Source organism: Stenotrophomonas rhizophila (assembly GCF_003751305.1).
In the GTDB taxonomy this organism is placed as follows: Bacteria; Pseudomonadota; Gammaproteobacteria; order Xanthomonadales; family Xanthomonadaceae; genus Stenotrophomonas; species Stenotrophomonas rhizophila_B.
Window position 1 is genome coordinate 1,462,433 of sequence record NZ_RJKV01000002.1, and the last position, 19,312, is coordinate 1,481,744.

The 19,312-nt window shown below is 66.2% G+C and carries 18 protein-coding genes; 8 read left to right on the top strand and 10 right to left on the bottom strand.

Annotated elements, in window-relative coordinates; genetic code table 11:
* Positions 1-8 precede the first annotated feature (8 nt).
* From EDF74_RS15010 to EDF74_RS15030, 5 genes are read right to left on the bottom strand one after another with little or no spacing between them, the layout of a single operon-like run.
* Positions 9-893: a hypothetical protein gene (locus EDF74_RS15010; RefSeq protein ID WP_123730806.1), complete on the bottom strand. Its 885-nt coding sequence runs from the start codon at positions 891-893 to the stop codon at positions 9-11.
* Between the two features lie 27 nt (positions 894-920).
* Positions 921-1,952, bottom strand: coding sequence for a hypothetical protein (locus tag EDF74_RS15015; RefSeq protein WP_123730807.1), 1,032 nt, complete (start codon positions 1,950-1,952; stop codon positions 921-923).
* Positions 1,949-2,824: an ABC transporter ATP-binding protein gene (locus tag EDF74_RS15020; RefSeq protein ID WP_123730808.1), complete on the bottom strand. Its 876-nt coding sequence runs from the start codon at positions 2,822-2,824 to the stop codon at positions 1,949-1,951. Before EDF74_RS15020 ends, EDF74_RS15015 begins: the two co-directional genes overlap by 4 nt.
* Positions 2,821-3,183, bottom strand: a complete 363-nt coding sequence (locus EDF74_RS15025) for a GntR family transcriptional regulator (protein WP_019185943.1) — start codon at positions 3,181-3,183, stop codon at positions 2,821-2,823. Before EDF74_RS15025 ends, EDF74_RS15020 begins: the two co-directional genes overlap by 4 nt.
* 2 nt (positions 3,184-3,185) lie before the next feature.
* On the bottom strand, positions 3,186-3,443 hold the full coding sequence (locus EDF74_RS15030) for a hypothetical protein (protein WP_123730809.1): 258 nt from the start codon (positions 3,441-3,443) through the stop codon (positions 3,186-3,188).
* Positions 3,444-3,859: 416 nt separating this feature from the next.
* Between EDF74_RS15030 and EDF74_RS15035 the strand changes: the two genes are divergently transcribed.
* From EDF74_RS15035 to EDF74_RS15060, 6 genes are all read left to right on the top strand, one after another.
* Entirely contained in the window at positions 3,860-4,459 is a 600-nt protein-coding gene (locus EDF74_RS15035) for a glutathione peroxidase (RefSeq protein ID WP_184997260.1), read from the top strand.
* An 84-nt stretch (positions 4,460-4,543) separates the two neighbouring features.
* Complete coding sequence (locus EDF74_RS15040; protein ID WP_123730811.1) at positions 4,544-5,524, top strand: FKBP-type peptidyl-prolyl cis-trans isomerase N-terminal domain-containing protein; 981 nt, start codon at positions 4,544-4,546, stop codon at positions 5,522-5,524.
* 22 nt (positions 5,525-5,546) lie between these two features.
* The gene (locus EDF74_RS15045; RefSeq protein ID WP_123730812.1) at positions 5,547-6,896 is read left to right on the top strand and encodes a UDP-glucose dehydrogenase family protein; all 1,350 of its coding nucleotides are present in this window, start codon (positions 5,547-5,549) and stop codon (positions 6,894-6,896) included.
* Entirely contained in the window at positions 6,889-7,128 is a 240-nt protein-coding gene (locus EDF74_RS15050) for a SlyX family protein (protein ID WP_019185948.1), read from the top strand. Before EDF74_RS15045 ends, EDF74_RS15050 begins: the two co-directional genes overlap by 8 nt.
* Positions 7,129-7,137: 9 nt before the next feature.
* Positions 7,138-7,830 carry a DUF2058 domain-containing protein gene (locus tag EDF74_RS15055; RefSeq protein ID WP_123730813.1) on the top strand — a complete coding sequence of 231 codons (693 nt, stop codon included), beginning with the start codon at positions 7,138-7,140 and terminating at the stop codon, positions 7,828-7,830.
* Between the two features lie 48 nt (positions 7,831-7,878).
* Positions 7,879-9,954 carry an acyltransferase family protein gene (locus tag EDF74_RS15060; RefSeq protein ID WP_123730905.1) on the top strand — a complete coding sequence of 692 codons (2,076 nt, stop codon included), beginning with the start codon at positions 7,879-7,881 and terminating at the stop codon, positions 9,952-9,954.
* Between the two features lie 55 nt (positions 9,955-10,009).
* Here the strand turns inward: EDF74_RS15060 and EDF74_RS15065 are convergent, their stop codons facing one another.
* From EDF74_RS15065 to EDF74_RS15080, 5 genes are all read right to left on the bottom strand, one after another.
* Positions 10,010-11,347: an amidohydrolase family protein gene (locus tag EDF74_RS15065; protein WP_123730814.1), complete on the bottom strand. Its 1,338-nt coding sequence runs from the start codon at positions 11,345-11,347 to the stop codon at positions 10,010-10,012.
* 89 nt (positions 11,348-11,436) lie between these two features.
* Positions 11,437-12,627, bottom strand: a complete 1,191-nt coding sequence (locus tag EDF74_RS15070) for an MFS transporter (protein WP_123730815.1) — start codon at positions 12,625-12,627, stop codon at positions 11,437-11,439.
* Positions 12,628-12,717: 90 nt separating this feature from the next.
* Positions 12,718-15,402, bottom strand: a complete 2,685-nt coding sequence (metH, locus tag EDF74_RS15075; RefSeq protein ID WP_184997269.1) for a methionine synthase — start codon at positions 15,400-15,402, stop codon at positions 12,718-12,720.
* Between the two features lie 63 nt (positions 15,403-15,465).
* Entirely contained in the window at positions 15,466-16,572 is a 1,107-nt protein-coding gene (locus EDF74_RS18265) for a homocysteine S-methyltransferase family protein (RefSeq protein ID WP_184997271.1), read from the bottom strand.
* Between the two features lie 9 nt (positions 16,573-16,581).
* Positions 16,582-17,511, bottom strand: coding sequence for an ArsR/SmtB family transcription factor (locus EDF74_RS15080; RefSeq protein WP_121037902.1), 930 nt, complete (start codon positions 17,509-17,511; stop codon positions 16,582-16,584).
* A 112-nt stretch (positions 17,512-17,623) separates the two neighbouring features.
* Between EDF74_RS15080 and EDF74_RS15085 the strand changes: the two genes are divergently transcribed.
* Both EDF74_RS15085 and EDF74_RS15090 read left to right on the top strand, forming a co-directional pair.
* Complete coding sequence (locus EDF74_RS15085) at positions 17,624-18,808, top strand: acyl-CoA dehydrogenase family protein (protein WP_428999175.1); 1,185 nt, start codon at positions 17,624-17,626, stop codon at positions 18,806-18,808.
* Positions 18,809-18,972: 164 nt separating this feature from the next.
* Entirely contained in the window at positions 18,973-19,266 is a 294-nt protein-coding gene (locus tag EDF74_RS15090) for a hypothetical protein (protein ID WP_088434642.1), read from the top strand.
* Positions 19,267-19,312 lie beyond the last annotated feature (46 nt).

The following is a 19,312-nucleotide window of genomic DNA, read 5'->3' on the forward strand; positions in this document are numbered from 1 at the left end:
AGAGAGGCTTACTTGCCGCGCGGCAGTTCAACCCGGCCGCGTACGTTGCTGTGGCGGATATCGCCGCTGCCGCTGTTGGCCACGCGCAGGTCGCCGCCGACATCGCGGACGGTGACATCGCCCGATCCATGACGGCCCACGGTGACGCTGCCGCCGATATCGCGCAGGTCGGTGTCGCCGGAGCCGACGGTACCGACGCGCACGTCGCCCTTGGCTTTGCGCACATCGGTATCACCGGAGCCGACCACGCCGATCTCGACGTTGCCACCGACGGTGTCCAGCTCGAAGTCGCCCGAGCCGATCGTGCCGACCTTGGCGTCCCCGCGGATGTTGCGGGCCTTGAAATCGCCGGAACCGACCGAGAGCAGGTTCAGCGCACCGGCACCGTCGAGGATGACATCGCCCGAGCCGACCGCTGCGGTCACCAGGCCGTTGATCTCCTGAAGCTTGATGTCACCCGAGCCGACGTCTGCGCTCAGCGAGTGCGCACCGGTGACGCTGGCATCGCCCGAGCCGACCTTGAGCTGGACCAGGATCGAGTCCGGTACGGTGCCGCGCATGTCCAGGTAGGCATAACTGCTGCCGCTGACGGTGAGTGTGTTGCGGGCGTCGCGCTGCAGGCGGACGACGAGCTTGTCGCCGACCTTCTGCTGGGTCACGGTCAGTTCGCGCAGCCAATCCGCATTGGAGGCGCAGGCGCGCCCCCCGAGCTGGGCCGCGCCCGGGCCAGCCTGCAGCACCAGATCGTGCTGGTTCACTTCGAACACCACCGCCTTGGCGCCGGCCAGGTCGAGCTTCAGGTCACGGGCTTCGTTGAACTTGCACTGGGGCTCATTGGCGAGCGCGGTCAGCGGCAGCAACAGCAGGGAAGCAACGGCGAGCGTGCGGATCATGGGTGGTTCCTCGATGAAGGGCAGGGATCAGATTTCGCCGGCGCGGCGGCGCAGGCGGATGGCCAGGAACAGGAACACCACGCCGACGGCGGCACCAATCCACAGTTCCGGCATCGCGAAGGCAGCCAGCTGATGGCTCGGGCCCAGCTCATTGACCAGGTTGTCCATGTTGCCGCCGTTACCGCTGAACATCGATTCGCCGCGGTAGAACTGGTCGGTGGCCGGTACCGCGCTGAGAAGCAGGCGGCCGACGATGTGCTTCCAGAACCAGCCACCGGTCAGGTCGAACAGGGTCATGACCTTGGTGGTGCTGACGATGATGCCGGCGAACAGCGGCAGCATGACGGCCCACAGGAACGGCTTGGTTTTGGCCCACGCCGAGCACAGCAGCAGCCAGCCGACGGTCGGCAACGCCCAGAGCAGGTAGACCGGAATCCAGGACAGATGGCCGGCGATGATGGTCAGCGGGCTGGCCGGTCCCCAGATCAACATCATCGGGTCGCCGCCGTGGGCGATCACCACGATGGAGATCATCACCAGGAAGCCGAACATGGTCAGGGCCGAGGCGATCACCGCGATGATCGGGGCGATCAACAACGCGCTCAGCGCCTTGGACAGGACCGTGGACGTATCCGACAGCGGCAGCGACTTCCAGAACAGGATGCTGCGGTCGCGACGGTCGTCGTACAGGGCGCCCAGGCAGTAGAAGAACACCACGAAGGCCAGCACGATCAGCGGCCAGCCCGAGCTCAGGATCAGGGTCAGATCCAGGCCATTGGCCAGGTCCTGCAGGTTCTTGGCATCGAGCTTGCTGGTCAGCAGGCTCAGGTCCAGGCCGTTGATGCTGACGTTTTCGTCGTTGAGGTGGATGCCGCCGCTCTTGACCGCACGGTGCATGGCGACCAGGCCGAACACGATGCCGAGCAGGCTCATCACCAGCGAGATGCCACCGGCGATCACCGGCGCATACAGGAACCCGCCGCGGTTTTCCCAGTACTCACGCTTGAGCAGCCACTTGAACGCGCTGGCCTTGCTGATGGGGTGGTTGACGGTGTTCATGCGTAGGTTCCCTTCATGATGGCCACGAACAGATCCGCCAGCCCGGGGCTGCGGATTTCGCCCAGGGGCGTGAGCTGGGCGCGTGGCACCCCGTCGAACAGCAGGACGGTCTTGCCGAAGGGCAGGGCGCGTTCATCGATCGGCTTGAGCGCGCGTGCGGCCTCCACGGCGTCGGCCGGGACCAGCACTTCGGTATAGCGTTCGCCGATGTCTTCCATGTCGGTGGTGAGCACGATGCGGCCATCACGGATGAACATCACATCGGTGAGGATGTGTTCGATCTCTTCCACCTGGTGGGTGGTGACGATGATGGTCTTCTGCTCATCGAAGTAGTCCTCCAGTAGACGCTGGTAGAACTCCTTGCGGTACAGGATGTCCAGGCCCAGGGTCGGCTCGTCCAGCACCAGCACCTTGGCGTCGATGGCCATCACCAGGGCCAGGTGCAGCTGCACGATCATGCCCTTGGACAGTTCGCGCACGCGCTGCTTGGGATGCAGCTTGGTGGAGGCCAGGAAGCGCTCGCAGCGCGCACGGTCGAAACGCGGATGGGTGCCGGCGACGAAGTCGATCGCCTCGCGCACCTTCATCCAGCGCGGCAGCACCGCCACGTCGGCGATGAAGCACACCTCGTTCATCAGCGCGTTGCGCTGCTCGGTCGGGTCCAGCCCGAGTACGCGCAGTTCGCCTTCCACCGAGGTCAGGCCGAGCAGCGCCTTGAGCAGGGTGGTCTTGCCGGCGCCGTTGGGGCCGATCAGGCCGGTGATGCGGCCGGGCGCGATCGTGAAGCTGGTGTTGTCCAGCGCCACGGTCTGTTTATAGGCCTTGCGCAGGCCTCGAGCGGAAATGACGACATCACTTGCAACGGCATTCATGAGGATTTCCCCTGGGGCAGCAATTCGTCGAGGTTCAGGCCCAGGCGCTGGATGCGCTCCAGCACCAGTGGCCATTCTTCATTGAGGAAGCGGTCGCGCTCGCTGCTGCGCAGCTGCGTGGCCGCTTCTTCGGTCATGAACATGCCCAGGCCGCGGCGCTTCTCGACCAGGCCTTCATCAGCCAGTTCCTGGTAGGCGCGCGATACGGTGATGGGGTTGAGCTGGTACTCGGCGGCAACCTGCCGGACCGAGGGCAGGGCGTCGCCAGGCTTGATGATGCCGTCAAGCATCATGGCGATCACGCGCTCCTTCAGCTGGCGGTAGATCGGAGCACCATCGCTCCATTGAATATCGCTCATGGTCAGCTCCGTGGGTTCAGCGACTGCGCGAATGAGAAGTAAGGCATGGACAGGGAGCTGTGCAGCCGGCGGGGGGGCGTGGGGGCGCCGTTGGCGGTCCCTGCCTCGATGACGCCTGCGTCCTGCGGGCCTTCAAACATATCGGTGCTGGCGGCAGGGCTGCCAGCGTCACCGGACGGGAGGCCGAACCAGCCAAGCAGCAGCAACGCCGAAGCGGCGGTGATGGCGGTGGCGGAATGGCGGTGGCGCATGCGGTTCATGGGCTTCCCCTGTCTAGGTGACTGGTGTTGTATGCAACTATAACACCGGCACGCCCAAGGTCAACAGGGTGGCGTACCCAACTGATGGCAGGGGGCGTATGACAGGCATGCGTTGGTCGTAACGTATTGAATTTAAATGGATAGGTGTCTGCGTGGGCGGACGTTTTCCGCCAGCGCACATTCATTGATGTCAATGGTATGGCAAGCCATGGGCGCATTCAGGCGATCCTCGCAGGATCCGTGTCACCGCGCTGACACGGCCAGAAGCGGCAAAGCGGCCCCTGAACACGGGGCCCTCCAGTGGACCGGCCCACGGCCATCCGGCGGCAAAAAGGGCGGTGATATAGTGCCGCCTCAGTCTTGGCGGCCCTTGCCAGGCCGGTTGAGCCCCCGTTTTCCCACCTTGGAGTGTCGCGATGCATTACGTGTCTTTGTTGTCCCCCGTCCGTCGCGACCTTGCCCGGCGCGGGTCGTTGTTGCTGCTGGCCGTCGGCCTGCTGGCTGGCGCGTCGGCCCAGGCGACCGACCTGCTGGATGTGAGCTACCGCCCACTGGCGGGCAAGGGTGAGGTCAATCTGGCCAAGCAGTACGGTGGCAAGGTGCTGTTGGTGGTCAATACGGCCAGCAAGTGCGGTTTCACCCCGCAGTACGAAGGCCTGGAAGCCCTGCAGCGCAAGTACAGCGCACGCGGGTTCTCGGTGCTGGGCTTCCCGTCCAATGACTTCAAGGGCCAGGAGCCGGGCGACGAGGCACAGATCCAGGAGTTCTGCACGCTGACCTACGGCGTGAAGTTCCCGATGTTCCAGAAGGTGGTGGTCACCGGGCCGGAAGCGACGCTGCTGTATCGCAGTCTGGCCACCGCTACGGGTGTATCGCCGGGCTGGAACTTCCACAAGTATCTGATCAGTCGCGATGGCCGGGTGGTGGCACAGTTCCCGAGCAAGGTCACGCCGGACGATCCGAAGCTGGTCGCGGCGATCGAACGTGAACTCTCTGTCACCGCCAACAAGCGCTGACGATATCGACATCTCGGACGCGCGTGCGACAATGGTTGCTTTCGCGCCGACGTCGGCGTCCAGTCACTTCCAGGAATGCAGCGAATGAAGATGGGAATGCGCGGCGCCGCGGCGTCGGTTCTGATTCTGGCGATGGGTGCCACCGGTACCGCGATGTCGCAACAACCAGCCGCCCGCGCGGCTGTCAAGGAGACTTCCACTTTGAACACCCAACGCGAAAAGCTTGGCTACGCCATCGGTATCGATGTCGCCAATTCGTTCGGTCCGATTTCCAGCGAGATCGACCTGGCCGCCCTGCGCCGCGGTGTGACCAACGCTTTTGAAGGCAAGCAGCCGTTGATCAGCCAGGAAGAAGCGCAGAAGACCGACGCTGCCCTGCGCCAGGCCGTGATGGCCAAGAACGGCCAGCCGGTCCCGGGTGTTGCGCCGGGCACTGCCCCGCCGAAGGTGGACCGTGAAAAGGTCGGCCTCATGCTGGGCAGCTTCGCCGTGGGCCCGTCGCTGGCGCCGCTGAAGGACGATCTGGACCTGGACGCGCTGTTCGACGCGGTCAGCACCACGTTCAACAATGGCACCCCGAAGATGACCGCCGAGCAGGCCAAGGCCACGCTGGAAGGCTTCATGAAGGGCAAGCAGGCTGAGATGGAGGCCAAGGCTTCCGCGCAGGGCGATACCAACCGCGTGGAAGGCAACAACTTCCTGGCCAAGAACAAGACCGTGCCGGGCGTGGTGACCACCGCGTCGGGCCTGCAGTACCAGGTGCTGCGTCCGGGTTCGGGCGAGCGCCCGATGCCGACCAGCAAGGTGCGTGTGAACTACGAAGGCAAGCTGCTCGACGGCACCGTCTTCGACAGCAGCTACCAGCGCGGCCAGCCGATCGAGTTTGGTCTGGACCAGGTGATCAAGGGCTGGTCGGAAGGCGTCTCGCTGATGCCCACCGGTTCCAAGTACCGCTTCTGGATCCCCGGCGAGCTGGCGTACGGCCCGCAGGGCACCCCGGGTGGTCCGATCGGTCCGAACGCGACGCTGACGTTCGACGTCGAGCTGCTGAACGTTCTGCCGTAACGGATCTGGAGCACTACCGCCCATGCGCGTTGCGATTTTCGGTACCGGCTACGTCGGTCTTGTCACGGGTACCTGCCTGGCCGAGGTTGGCCACCAGGTGATCTGTGTCGATATCGACCAGGCCAAGGTCGACGGCCTCAACAACGGGATCGTCCCGATCTATGAGCCCGGCCTGGAACCGATGGTCAAGGCCAACCACGATGCGTCGCGGTTGACCTTCACCTCCGACGCCGCCGCCGCGATCGCGCATGGCCAGGTGATCTTCATTGCCGTGGGCACGCCACCGGACGAGGACGGCAGTGCCGACCTGCAGTACGTGCTGGCCGTGGCCCGCACCATCGGCCGGCACATCACCGTGCCGGTGGTGGTGGTGAACAAATCGACCGTGCCGGTAGGCACGGCCGACAAAGTCCGTGAGGCCATCGCACAGGTGCTGGCCGAGCGCGGCGTGGAGATCGCGTTCGACGTGGTCTCCAACCCCGAATTCCTCAAGGAAGGTGACGCGGTCGCCGACTGCATGCGGCCGGACCGCATCGTGGTGGGCGCGTCCAATCCCGAATCGGTCGCGCTGATGCGCCGCCTGTATGCGCCGTTCAACCGCAACCACGACCGCGTGGTGGAAATGGACGTGCGCTCGGCGGAGCTGACCAAGTACGCGGCCAACGCAATGCTGGCGACCAAGATTTCGTTCATGAACGAAATCGCCAACATCGCCGAGAAGGTCGGTGCCGATATCGAGCAGGTCCGTCAGGGCATCGGCTCGGATCCGCGCATCGGCTGGCACTTCATCTATCCCGGCGCCGGCTACGGTGGCTCGTGCTTCCCCAAGGATGTGCAGGCGCTGGCCCGGACCGCGCAACAGCACGGCCATGAGCCGAAGCTGCTCAATGCGGTAGAAGCCGTCAACGAGCATCAGAAGGGGCATCTGTACGCCCTGATCCAGCGCCACTACGATCGTGGCGAGGACGAAGGCGTGCGCGGCAAGACGTTTGCCGTGTGGGGCCTGGCGTTCAAGCCCAACACCGATGACATGCGTGAAGCCTCCAGCCGCCGCCTGCTGGCGCAGCTCTGGGAGGCCGGTGCGCACGTGCGTGCCTATGATCCGGAAGCGACCGAAGAAGCGCGCCGCATTTTTGGCGAGCGCGATGATCTGGTGTTCTGCGACAACGCTTACGACGCGCTCGAGGGCGCCGATGCGCTGGTCGTGGTGACCGAATGGAAGCAGTTCCGCAGCCCGGATTTCGTCCGCCTGCGCGAGAGGCTCAACGATGCGGTCGTCTTTGACGGCCGCAATCTGTACGACCCGCAGGACATCGAAGCCGCGGGCCTGGCTTACTACGGCATCGGCCGGGGACGTTCGTTGAATGCATGAGTCCACACCCTCCGAGCGCGAACAGGCACTGGAAGCACGCCTGATCGAGCTGGAAATGCGCGTCTCCTTCCAGGAGCAGGCGCTGGCCGAACTGAGTGAGGCGCTGGCCGATGCGCGCATGGAAGGCAACCGCAATGCCGACCTGACCCGCATCCTGCTTGAAGACCTCGGCAAGGTCCGCACCGCGTTGTATTCCGATTCGGCCGAAGAGCCGCCGCCTCCGCATTACTGATCTGACGTCATGAGCGATACTCTCCGCGACCAGCTGCTGGGCCTTGGCTTCAAAGCCCCGGCCAAACCCGAACGAACCAACGACCGCAAGCCCGATCGTCGACCCGACGCGCGCCGCGATGGCCGCCCGGCCGGCAAGCCGCAGGGCGCACGCCCGGCCGGCAAGCCCGGTGAGGGCCAGCGCCCCGCCCGCGACGGCGACCGCCGGCCGCAGGGCAAGGGCCGCCCCGCTGGCGCCCGGCCGCCGCAGGGCGCACCGGGCAAGCCGCGCTCGCGCGAGGACATCGACCTCGCCAAGGCGTATGCGATCCGTGCGCAGAAGGAAAAAGACGACCGTATCGAGGCCGAGCGCCTGAAGCAGGAAGAAGCCCGTCTGCGTCGCGAAGCCAAGGCCAAGCTGGAGGTCCTGCTGGAAGGCAAGTCCCTCAACGCCGAAGCGGCCGACATCGCGCGCCACTTCCCGTACGGCGGCAAGATCAAGCGTATCTACGTCACCGCCGACCAGCTCAAGGCACTCAATGCCGGCGAGCTCGGCGTGCTGCAGCAGAACGGCCGCTATGTGCTGGTGACTGCTGCGGTGCTCGCCGAAGCTGAAGCGGTGTTCGCACCGTCGGTGGCGCTGAAAGTCGATCCGGATGCGCCAGCCGGGGACGATCCGTACGCCGACCCGCAGTACCAGGTGCCCGACGACCTGGTCTGGTGATTCCGCCGGGATCGCGGCCCACGCGATCCTGCTTCTGCAGGGATGCACATGAAGGCTGATCCAAGTCGCGGCTATGTGCCGCACATCGACGGGCTGCGTGCCATCGCAGTGCTGGCGGTGATCGTCTTCCACCTGGACCCGGCCTGGTTGCCCGGTGGGTTCACCGGCGTGGACGTGTTCTTCGTGATCTCCGGCTTCGTGGTCAGTGCCTCGGTGCACCGGCTGTCGCCGTTGCCGCTGGGGCAATCGCTGCTGCGCTTCTATTCGCGCCGGTTGCGCCGCATCGCGCCGGCGCTGCTGAGTTGCCTGTTGCTGACCGGGGTAGCCAGTGTGCTGCTCATCCCCGAGTCGTGGTTGAGCGAAGCCAGTGACATGACCGGTCTGATGGCCTTCGTGGGCCTCAGCAACTGGGTACTGGTCGGCGTGGGCACCGACTACTTCGCGCCGCGCGCGGAGTTCAACCCGTTTACCCATACCTGGTCGCTGGGCGTGGAAGAGCAGTTCTACCTGCTGTTCCCGCTGCTGTTCCTGTTCTGGAGCCGGGGAGGGCGCGGGCGGACGATCAGCGTGGCCCTGTTCGCGCTGGCGAGCGCGCTGTCCATCGGTCATGCCATCCATGCGGCCAGCCACCCGGAATACGCGGTTCGAGCCTTTTATGCCACTACCACCCGGTTCTGGCAGCTTGGTGCAGGCGTGCTGTTGTTCCAGCTGCTGCACCTGCGCGAACGCGGTCCGGACGCGGCCCGCGCGCTTGGCCGTGCGCGCCTGGCATGGTCGCTGCTGGCCTTGGTCGCGTTGGGTACGCTGGGCTGGAACCTGTGGTCGGCGCGGGCGGGGCATTCGCCCTGGCCGGACGGACTCTGGGCGGTCCTGGCCAGCGCCGGGCTGCTGCTGGCCTTGCACTACCACCCTCAAGCGTTGATCGGCCGGCTTCTGTCCAGCCCGCCGCTGCGGCGGATCGGGCTGTTGTCCTACTCGCTTTACCTGTGGCATTGGCCGGTGTTCGTGCTGATGCGCTGGACGGTAGGGCTGGAGACCGTCGGCCAGCGCGTGTTCGCCACAGCAGTGGTGGCGCTGCTGGCCTGGGTGTCCTGGCGTTGGGTCGAGCGGCCGTTCCGCGGGCCGTTGTCGCAGCGCCTCACCACCCGCCGGTGGGTGGTGGTGGGCGTGGCGGCCCTGTTCATTGGCGGGGGCCTGCAGGCCGTGCTGTATTCCCAATCGGCACGGCTGTCGCTGAGTACGGTCAGCCGCCATCCATTGGACTGGTACCCGGACGGAAAATCCGTCGCGGCAGACTACCCGGGCTGCGAACTGCGGGTGGGCAAGGCGCGCTTCGAGGCCGGTCGTGCCCGCACGTTCTCACGCGGTGAGTGTGATCGCCCGGTGCCTCCGGGCATGCCGCGCAACGTGTTCGTGGCCGGCGATTCGCACGCGATGGCCTACAACGAACTGCTGCGCCGCCTGGCGCTGGAGACGGGCGCAACGGTGTGGCAATACGGCCGCGGCGGCTGCCCGCAGTTGGGCCTGCAGGAATGGCGTTGGGCTGCGCCGGACTGCCAAGGCTATGACACGGCGGTGCGTGCCGATATCGCGCGCCATGCAATGCCCGGCGACGTGGTCCTGCTGGCCTCGCTGCGGGTGCCGCGTTTGTCCGATCAGTTCATCCTGTTCGACGCGCGCGAGCAGCGCGACAGCGAACACAGCGAGCAGGGGCGCGTTGGGCGTGCGGCCGAAGCCGAACGCGCGATTGCGAACTGGCGCCCGCTGGCCGAGGCCGGTGTGCGCGTAGTGCTGGAAGCGCCCAAGCCGGTACTGCCCGCACCGCCCTACCGCTGCTCGGATCGGTTCAACGCCGACAACGCGGTGTGCCGCAATGGCCTGCAGGTGCAGCGCGACTGGATGGAAGACTATCGCGCCCCGGCGCTGGTTGCGCTGCAGCAGGTGGCCACCGGCTTGCCCGGCGCGGTGATCTGGGACCCGTTGCCGATCCTGTGCGACACCGATGCCTGCCGCGCGCAACGCCACGGACAACCGCTGTTCTTCGATGGCGATCACCTGAGCGGCTACGGCAACCGGTTGCTGCTGCCCTCGTTGCAGGCAACGCTGGCGGCCACGCCTAACTGACAGCAGGGCCGATGGCAGCAATGGGGCGCTGGCATCGCAGCGCCCCCGGATCGCGTTACTCCGTGATCGGCCCGGCGACTTCCTGACCGGCCTGCCAGACCGCGCCAATGCGCTGCGTGTTGGCGATATCCAGCAGCGGATCGGCATCGAGCACCAGCAGGTCGGCGCGCTTGCCCGCGGCAATGCGGCCGCGGTCGGTCAGCCCCAGCAAGGCTGCCGCCTGCGTGGTGGCGACCTGCAAGGCGTCGGAGGGCGTCAGCCCGGCCTCCACCAGCAGCTGCAGTTCGCGGTGTTCGGCCACGCCGATCACCCGCTGCGGCATCGCGCCGGCATCGGTGCCGAAGCCGAGCTTCACCCCGGCCGCATGCAGGCGACGCACGTTGTCGAGATTGGTCGCGACCGCCTTGCGTGCGGCGGGCACCCCACTGCCGGCCAGTTGCGCACGCTGCCACTCCGGCTGCGACCAGCGCGCCAGCACATCGGCGTGCAGTGCCTGGCGCACGAAGGGCTGCTGCAATGCCAGCGGATGCTCGGCATACCCGTAGTTCGCCTCGTCGATGGCGATCGTGGGGATGTACCAGGTGCCCTGGTCGCGCATCTTCCGCGCCAACATCGGGTCCACCGCCCGGTCGCGGATACCGTGGGCGAGGATGTCGACCTTGGCATCGACCAGGTCGCGGGCCTGCTCCAGATCGTGGATGTGCGCGGCGACCTTGAGCCCGCTCGCATGCGCTTCGGCGATGGCGGCGCGATACACCTCCGGGGTCATCATCGGGCGCTTGCCACCGAGGTCGTCCACCCACAGCTTGATCAGGTCCACGCCATCGGCATGCTGGATGGCCACGGCCGCGCGCGCTTCTTCGGCGTTGCGCGGGCGTGCCACCGGATCGTGGCTCAGGCCCATGGTGTCGGCCGGCGGCGCACCCTCCGGGGCGCCGATACCGCCGCCGGCACCATACAGCTGTGCGCCCAGGCCGGGATCGGTGTTCACCGCGTTGCGGATGGCGAAAAAGTCCGCGCCGTTCATGCCCAGCGCGGTCACCGTGGTGATGCCGTAGCGCTGGAACTGGCGCAGGTCGCGCACCACGTTGTCATGGGTGTAGAAACGGTCACCGTGCTCCAGCCCCTGCGTATTGCCGACGTGGGCATGGTCGCTGACCAGCCCGGGCAACAGGGTCTTGCCGGTGTAATCGATGCGGCGCGCACCAGTGGCGGCCGCCGGCAGCGGGGTGCCGACATGCACGATCCGCGCCCCGTCGATCAGCACTGGCGTGATGCCGAGGTCGCGGGTGCCATCGAAGACGCGCGCATTTTCGAACAGGATCGGCTCGGCCGCGGCGGGCAGGGCAGTGGTGGCGGCAAGCAGCAGCGCCCACAGGCGGGTCGGTCGCATCAGCGGCTCCAGTCAGGGGGAGCCCTGAGCCTACCCCATCCGGAGGCTCGGGTTGCCGGACTGTGGCCGGTACGCCCGGGAGCGGACGATCAGCGCGTGCGCGCCCGCAGCAGCGGCAGACTGATCGCAAAGAAGCACAGCAGGGCGCCAGCCAATGCAAAGCCACTGCCCGCGAGGAACGCGGTACGGCCCTGATCGATCGGCCACAACTGGCCCGCGATCAGCGCGCCGAGCACGCCGCCCACCCCGGAGGAGAAACCGTACAACAAGCCCTGGCCATGGCCGTTGAGGCGGCCGGGGAAGTAGGTCGCCAGCATCTGCATCGCGGCGGCGAAGAAGGCGGCAAAACCGAGCGCATGCGCAGTCTGGGCGAGGAGCATCACCGGCAGGTTCTCCGGGAACAGCGCGGTCACCGCCCAGCGCACCGTGGAACTGAGCAGGGCGATCAGCAGCATCCAGCTGGCGTCATAGCGGCGGAAGAAGCGGCCGATGGTGAAGAACACACCCACTTCGAACACCACCCCGACCGTCCACAGCACGCCCAGCGTGGAGGTCGCATAGCCGTGGTGATCCATGTAGACCGAGAAGAACGTGTAGTAGGGGCCGAACGAGAGCTGCTCCATGAAGGCGGCCAGGAAGAACGCCAACACCTGCGGCTTGCGCACGATCGCCCAGAACCCGCTCGCGTCGCCGTCGCTACGCTGCAGGTTGCGTGCGTAGTGGTTGGCAAAGCCCGAGGCGGTGAGAAGGCCAAACAGCGGCAGCATGAGCCACGGCAGCAGATGCGCATTGCCGGCACCCCCGTCACCTTCGATGATCCAGCCGAACAGCATCACCACCGCGATGAAGCCGAGCGAGCCCCATACCCGGATCAGGCCGTAGCGGTGGCTGTCGCTGCCCAGGTGGGTCAGCGTGATGGATTCGAACTGCGGCATCACCGCGTTGTAGAAGAAACAGAACGCGATCATCGCCGGGTACAGCCACGGCTGCGGCAACGGCATCAGGAACGCGCAGAAGGTCAGCAGGGTGAGCACGCAGCCCAGCCGCAGCCAGAAGATCGGGCGCGGCGAGGCGGCGGCGAGGGAGGTCCAGGTCGTGGGGGCCACGATGCGGGTGGCGTACCAGATGCCCATCATCACGCTGATCGCGGTCACGCTCATGCCGCGCGAGGTCAGGAACAACGACCAGTACGGTGTGAACGCGCCCAGAGCGGCGTAGTAGAACAGGTAGAACGAGGACAGGCGGACGGCCGGTACGGCGTCGCGGGGGAGGGCGGTCATGCGGGATCTCGGAGGGCGCGCACCCGCCAACAGTGGGTGCCTACCCGTGCATTATGCCGGTAGCACCCGGCCGTGGGCCGGGTGACACACTCAGTCCGGATCGTAATCCAGATTGGAGGCCAGCCAGCGCTCGGCCTGTACACGGTCCACGCCCTTGCGCTTGGCGTAATCGACCACCTGCTCGCGGGTGACACGGCCGACCACGAAATACTGGCTCTGCGGGTGGCTGAAGTAGTAGCCCGACACCGCCGCGGTGGGCAGCATCGCAAAGCTCTCGGTCAGCTGCATGTCCGCGTTGCGCTCGGCATCCAGCAAGCGGAACAGCGTGGCTTTCTCGCTGTGCTCGGGGCAGGCCGGGTAGCCGGGCGCAGGGCGGATGCCGGCGTACTTCTCGGCGATCAGCGATTCGTTGTCCAGCTGCTCGTCGGGCTGGTAGCCCCAGTAATCCACGCGCACGTGCTGGTGCAGGCGCTCGGCCAGGGCCTCGGCCAGGCGGTCGGCCAGCGCCTTGAGCAGGATCGCGTTGTAGTCGTCGTGGTCGGCCTCGAAGCGGGCCACGTGCGGGTCGATGCCGATGCCGGCGGTCACCGCGAACGCGCCGATCCAGTCCCGCTTGCCGCTGTCGGCCGGGGCGATGAAATCGGCCAGGCAGAAATCCGGGCGCTCGACCGGCTTGTCCACCTGCTGACGCAGGAAGTGCAGCACGGCCGGGCCATTGTCGGTACGCAGGTGCACGTCATCGCCAACGCTGTTGGCCGGCCACAGGCCGAACACGGCCTTGGCGGTCAGCCACTTCTCCTCGACGATGCGCGTGAGCATCGCGCGGGCATCCTTGTACAGATCGGTGGCCTGCGGGCCGACGATTTCATCGGTGAGGATCGCCGGGAACTTGCCGGCCAGTTCCCAGGCCTGGAAGAACGGGGTCCAGTCGATCACCTCGACCAGGTCAGCCAGTGGGTAATCATCGAGCACATGCAGGCCCGGCTTGCGCGGCGCCGGCGGTGTGTAGGTGGCCCAGTCGCCCACGAACCGCTGGGCGCGTGCCTTTGCGAGGGTGACCAACCGCTTGGCGTCGCCACGATTGCGGTGGCGTTGGCGGATGTCGGCGTAGTCGGCCTCGTTGGCGGCCACGAACGCATCGCGCAGCTCACGCGAAATCAGCGATTGCGCCACGCCGACCGCGCGCGAGGCGTCCTTCACCCACACCGTGGGCGCCTTGTAGTGCGGGTCGATCTTCAGTGCGGTGTGCGCGCGCGAGGTAGTCGCGCCGCCGATCATCAGCGGCATCGTGAAGCCCTGCCGCTCCATCTCGCGGGCAACGTGGCTCATCTCCTCCAGCGAGGGCGTGATCAGCCCGGACAGACCGATAATGTCGGCGTTCTCCGCACGCGCGGCGTCCAGGATCTTCTGCGCAGGCACCATCACGCCCAAGTCGATCACGTCGAAGTTGTTGCAGGCCAGGACCACGCCGACGATGTTCTTGCCGATGTCGTGCACGTCACCCTTGACCGTGGCCATGATGATCTTGCCGTTGCTCTTGGCGGTGTCGCCGCTGCGGGCCTTTTCCGCCTCGATGTACGGCAGCAGGTACGCCACCGCTTTCTTCATCACGCGTGCGGATTTGACCACCTGCGGCAGGAACATCTTGCCGGCGCCGAACAGGTCGCCCACGATGTTCATGCCGTCCATCAGCGGCCCTTCGATCACATCCAGCGGACGGGTGGAGCGCGCACGCGCTTCTTCGGTGTCCTGCTCGACCCACGCATCCATGCCGTGCACGAGCGCATGGGCAAGGCGGTCATTGACCGGCTTCTCGCGCCAGGCCAGGTCTTCGCCGCGCACTTCGCCCTTCTTGCCCTTGTAGCGCTCGGCGATCTCCAGCAGGCGTTCGGTGCCATCGCTGCGGCGGTTGAGGATCACATCCTCCACGCGCTCGCGCAGCTCGGGGTCCAGGTCATCGTAGATTGGCATCGCGCCGGCATTGACGATGCCCATGTCCATACCCGCGCCGATGGCATGGAACAGGAATACCGAGTGGATCGCCTGTCGCACGGTTTCATTGCCGCGGAACGAGAACGACACGTTGGAGACGCCGCCGGAAACATGGCAGTGCGGCAACGTCCGCTTGATGATGCGGGTGGCTTCGATGAAGTCGACCGCGTAGTTGTCGTGCTCTTCGATGCCGGTGGCGACGGCGAAGATGTTCGGGTCGAAGATGATGTCCTGCGGCGGGAAGCCGACCTGCTCGGTCAGGACCCGGTAGGCGCGGGTGCAGATCTCGACCTTGCGCGCGCAGGTATCGGCCTGGCCCTCTTCATCAAAGGCCATCACCACGGCCGCTGCGCCGTAACGCAGCACCTTGCGTGCCTGTTCGATGAACTGCGCTTCGCCTTCCTTGAGCGAGATCGAGTTGACCACGCTCTTGCCCTGCAGGCACTTCAGCCCCGCTTCGATCACGCTCCACTTGGAGGAGTCGACCATCACCGGAATCCGGGCGATGTCCGGCTCGGACATGATCAGGTTGAGGTAGCGCGTCATCGCCTTTTCGGAATCGATCAGACCCTCGTCCATGTTGACGTCGAGAATCTGCGCGCCGTTGGCGACCTGCTGGCGCGCCACTTCCACCGCCTCTTCATAGCGCTCTTCCTTCACCAGCTTGCGGAACTGCGCGCTGCCGGTGACGTTGGTGCGCTCACCGATGTTGACGAACAGCAGGTCGGGGGTGATGACCAGCGGCTCGAGACCGGACAGGCGGGTAGGGCGGGAAGACGTCATGGGCAGGCTGGCACGGGCTGGCGGAGGAGGGTCAACGACAACGGGAGCGTGGGGCGGACGCGGTCATGCCGCATCTTCCAGCGGTGGTGCGGGCAGGCGGCGCGGCGGCAGATCGGCCACTGCCTCGGCAATCGCGCGGATGTGCGCCGGGGTGGTGCCGCAGCAGCCGCCCACCAGGTTGAGCAGACCGGCGCTGGCGAATTCGCGCAGCGTGGTGGCCATTTCTTCCGGGGTTTCGTCGTACTCGCCGAAGGCGTTGGGCAGGCCGGCATTGGGATGCGCACTGACCAGGCACTCGGCCACGGTGGACAAGGTCTCCACGTGGGGGCGCATGTCGCTGGCACCGAGCGCGCAGTTCAGCCCGATCGACAGCGGCCGGCCGTGCGCGACCGAGGCGTAGAACGCCTCTGCCGTCTGCCCGGACAACGTGCGCCCGGACGCATCGGTGATCGTGCCGGAGATCATCACCGGCAGCCGCCCACCGCGCGCATCGAACACCTCTTCGATGGCGAACAGTGCCGCCTTGGCGTTGAGCGTGTCGAAGATGGTTTCCACCATCAGGGTGTCGGCGCCACCGTCGATCAGGCCATCGATGGCTTCGCGGTAGGTCTCGCGCAGGGCATCGAAGCTGGTATTGCGGAAGCCGGGATCGTTCACGTCCGGGCTGATCGACGCGGTGCGGCTGGTCGGGCCCAGCACGCCGATCACGAACCGCGGCTTGCCCGGCGTGGTCGCCGCGACCGCATCACAGCAGGCGCGCGCTACCGCGGCGCCGGCCTTGTTGAGCTCGTAGACCAGATGTTCAAGGTGGTAGTCGGCCTGGCTGACCGAGGTCGCATTGAACGTATTGGTCTCGACCAGATCGGCGCCGGCCTCCAGGTACGCGGTGTGGATGCCGCCGATCACCTCGGGGCGGGTCAACAACAGCAGGTCGTTGTTGCCCTTCAGGTCATGCCCCTGCGGCGCGTCGCCGGATGCGGCATGGTCGCAGCCGGGACCGTGCTGATGGTCGTAACCCTCGGCGAAACGCTCGCCGCGGTAGTCGTCCTCTTCCAGCCCATGCCGCTGGATCATCGTGCCCATGGCGCCGTCAATGATCAGGATGCGCTGGGCCAGCGCCGTTTCCAGCGCATGCACGCGGTCGGGGTGGAGCCAGGGCAGGGATGACATGGGCAGACCTCAGGGCTTGCTGGCAATCAGCGAAATGACTTCGAAATGCGGCGGGCGCTTTTCGCGGGTCACGGTTTCCAGGCTGGAGACGACCAGGCCGGCCTTCTCCACGAACTTGCGCAGTTCCTTGTCGCTGAAACCGAGGTTGACGTGGCCATACGCATCCACGGCCGCACGGTGCTCGTGACGGGCCAGGCTGCACAGCAGCAGGCGCCCGCCCGGGCGCAGCACGCGCGCACCCTCGGCGACGGCCTGGGCCGGCTTGGCCGCGTAGGTCAGTGCGTGCATCAGTACCACCAGGTCGAAGCTCTGGTCGGGGAAGGGCAGGGCATGCATATCGCCTTCGCGCACTTCCACGTTGGCCAGCCGGCGCAGGCGCTCGCTGGCAGCAGCGACCACGCGCGCGCTGGTGTCGATACAGATGTAGCGCTTGGCGTGCGGCGCCACAAGCTCGGCCAGTACGCCGTCACCGGAGGCGATGTCGAGCACGTCACCGGTTTCCAGCAGCGGCAGCGCGGTGCGTGCCAGCGCTTCCCAGGTACGGCCCGGGGAATAATGGCGTTCCATGTCGCCAGCGACGCTGTCGGCCCAGTTCTGGTCCGCCGCACGGCTGGCCATGACGGCAGCAACGCGTTCAGCATCCTGGCGCAGCAGCGGGTCGTCGCTGCCGGTGCTCAGGGCATGCCACAATGCGCGCTGCGCCGGGTCGAGCGCAGCGTCATCGAAGCGGTAATACGCCGAGACGCCCGAGCGACGGTCGCGCACCAGGCCGGCTTCCTTGAGCCGAGCCAGATGGGTGGACACCCGCGGCTGCGCCAGCGTGGTGATGGCCGACAGCTCGGCCACAGTGAGTTCTTCCTGTTCCAGCAGCGCCAGCAGGCGCACCCGGGTGGCGTCGGCGAACACTTTCAGCCGGACGGACCAGTCCTCGAGATCCATAAATATCTACCTATCGCGATATAGAGATATTTTCGTCCTTTGGCGGCGGTGCGGTCAAGTCAGGCGTCCTTTCCCCGCCCCCCGGTACAATCGCCCGACCGGGTCGCGCGCACTGCGGCCCTTATCACTCTGTACCCGGGAGGGTGTTGTGGATTTCAGCTTTACCGAAGAGCAGTTGATGCTGCAGGACGTTGCGCGCCGAATCGCGCAGGAAAAAATCGCGCCCAGCGCCGAACACCACGACCGCACCGGCGAGTTCCCGCTGGAGAACATCCGCCTGCTCGGCGAGAACGGTCTGATGGGCATTGAAGTGCCCGAAGCCTACGGCGGTGCGGGCATGGACCCGATCGCCTACGTCCTGGCGATGGTGGAGGTCGCCGCCGGGGACGCTGCGCATTCGACGATCATGTCGGTCAACAACTCGCTGTTCTGCAACGGCATCCTGACCCATGGCAGCGAAGCGCAGAAGCAGAAATACGTTCGCGCCATCGCCGAAGGTGAAGCCATCGGCGCGTTCGCGCTGACCGAGCCGCAGTCCGGTTCAGACGCGACGGCCATGCGCTGCCGCGCGGTCAAGCAGGCCGACGGCACCTACGTGATCAATGGCAAGAAGAGTTGGATCACCTCCGGCCCGGTGGCCAAATACATCGTGCTGTTTGCGATGACCGATCCGGAACAGGGTGCGCGTGGCATCACCGCCTTCATGATCGACACCGACAAGGCCGGCTTCCACCGCGGCAAGACCGAGCCGAAGCTGGGCATCCGTGCCTCGGCCACCTGTGAAATCGAGTTCCAGGAGTACGTGGCGGACGCCGATGACGTGCTGGGCAAGGAAGGCGAGGGCTTCAAGATCGCCATGGGCGTGCTCGACGCCGGCCGTATCGGCATCGCCTCGCAGGCGATCGGCATCGCCCGTGCGGCGTACGAAGCGACGATCGCATACGTGAAGGACCGCAAGGCCTTCGGCGCGGCGATCGGCACCTTCCAGATGACCCAGGCCAAGATCGCCGACATGAAGTGCAAGCTGGATGCAGCGCTGCTGCTGACGCTGCGCGCGGCGTGGGTGAAGGGCCAGGGCAAGCGCTTCAGCAACGAAGCGGCGATCGCCAAGCTGACCGCCTCCGAAGCGGCCATGTGGATCACCCACCAGGCCGTGCAGATCCACGGCGGCATGGGCTATTCCAAGGAAATGCCGCTGGAGCGTTACTTCCGTGATGCCAAGATCACCGAGATCTACGAGGGCACCTCGGAAATCCAGCGCTTGGTGATCGCGCGCAACGAGACCGGTCTGCGCTGATCGATGGGAAGGCGGCGCCCTTCCGGCGCCGCTGGTCCGTCCGGGGCCTCTGAAGTGACCTGGAGGCATTGCGGACGCTCCAGCGTCGGATCAAGGTAGGTGCAGACGGTTGGTCGGCACGTGGGGTAGTGCAGAATGTGCGGTCCCGTTCTGCAGGTTACCCCATGGTTATTTATCGAGGCGCAGGGTTCCTGACCCTGCTCACCCCCATCGCCGCCCTGCTGCTGTTGATGTGGCTCTGGCCGGATCCTGCTGTTGCCAAGGGCAATACTTCACTGGCGCAGCTGTTGATCGGATTCGGCATCGGCGCAGCGATCAATGTCGTGCTCGGCATCGTGCTCAATCGCGGCCCGCGCGCGGCGGGCGAGCATGCCCGCCATCATTTCTTCTACATGCCGATGCAGTGGCCGTCGTTGGCGATCGTGGTCGCCTGTGCAGCGGTGGCACTGCTGCGCTGAGGCCGTTTGGTAGTGCCGGCCGCTGGCCGGCAACCAGGCGGTCCTT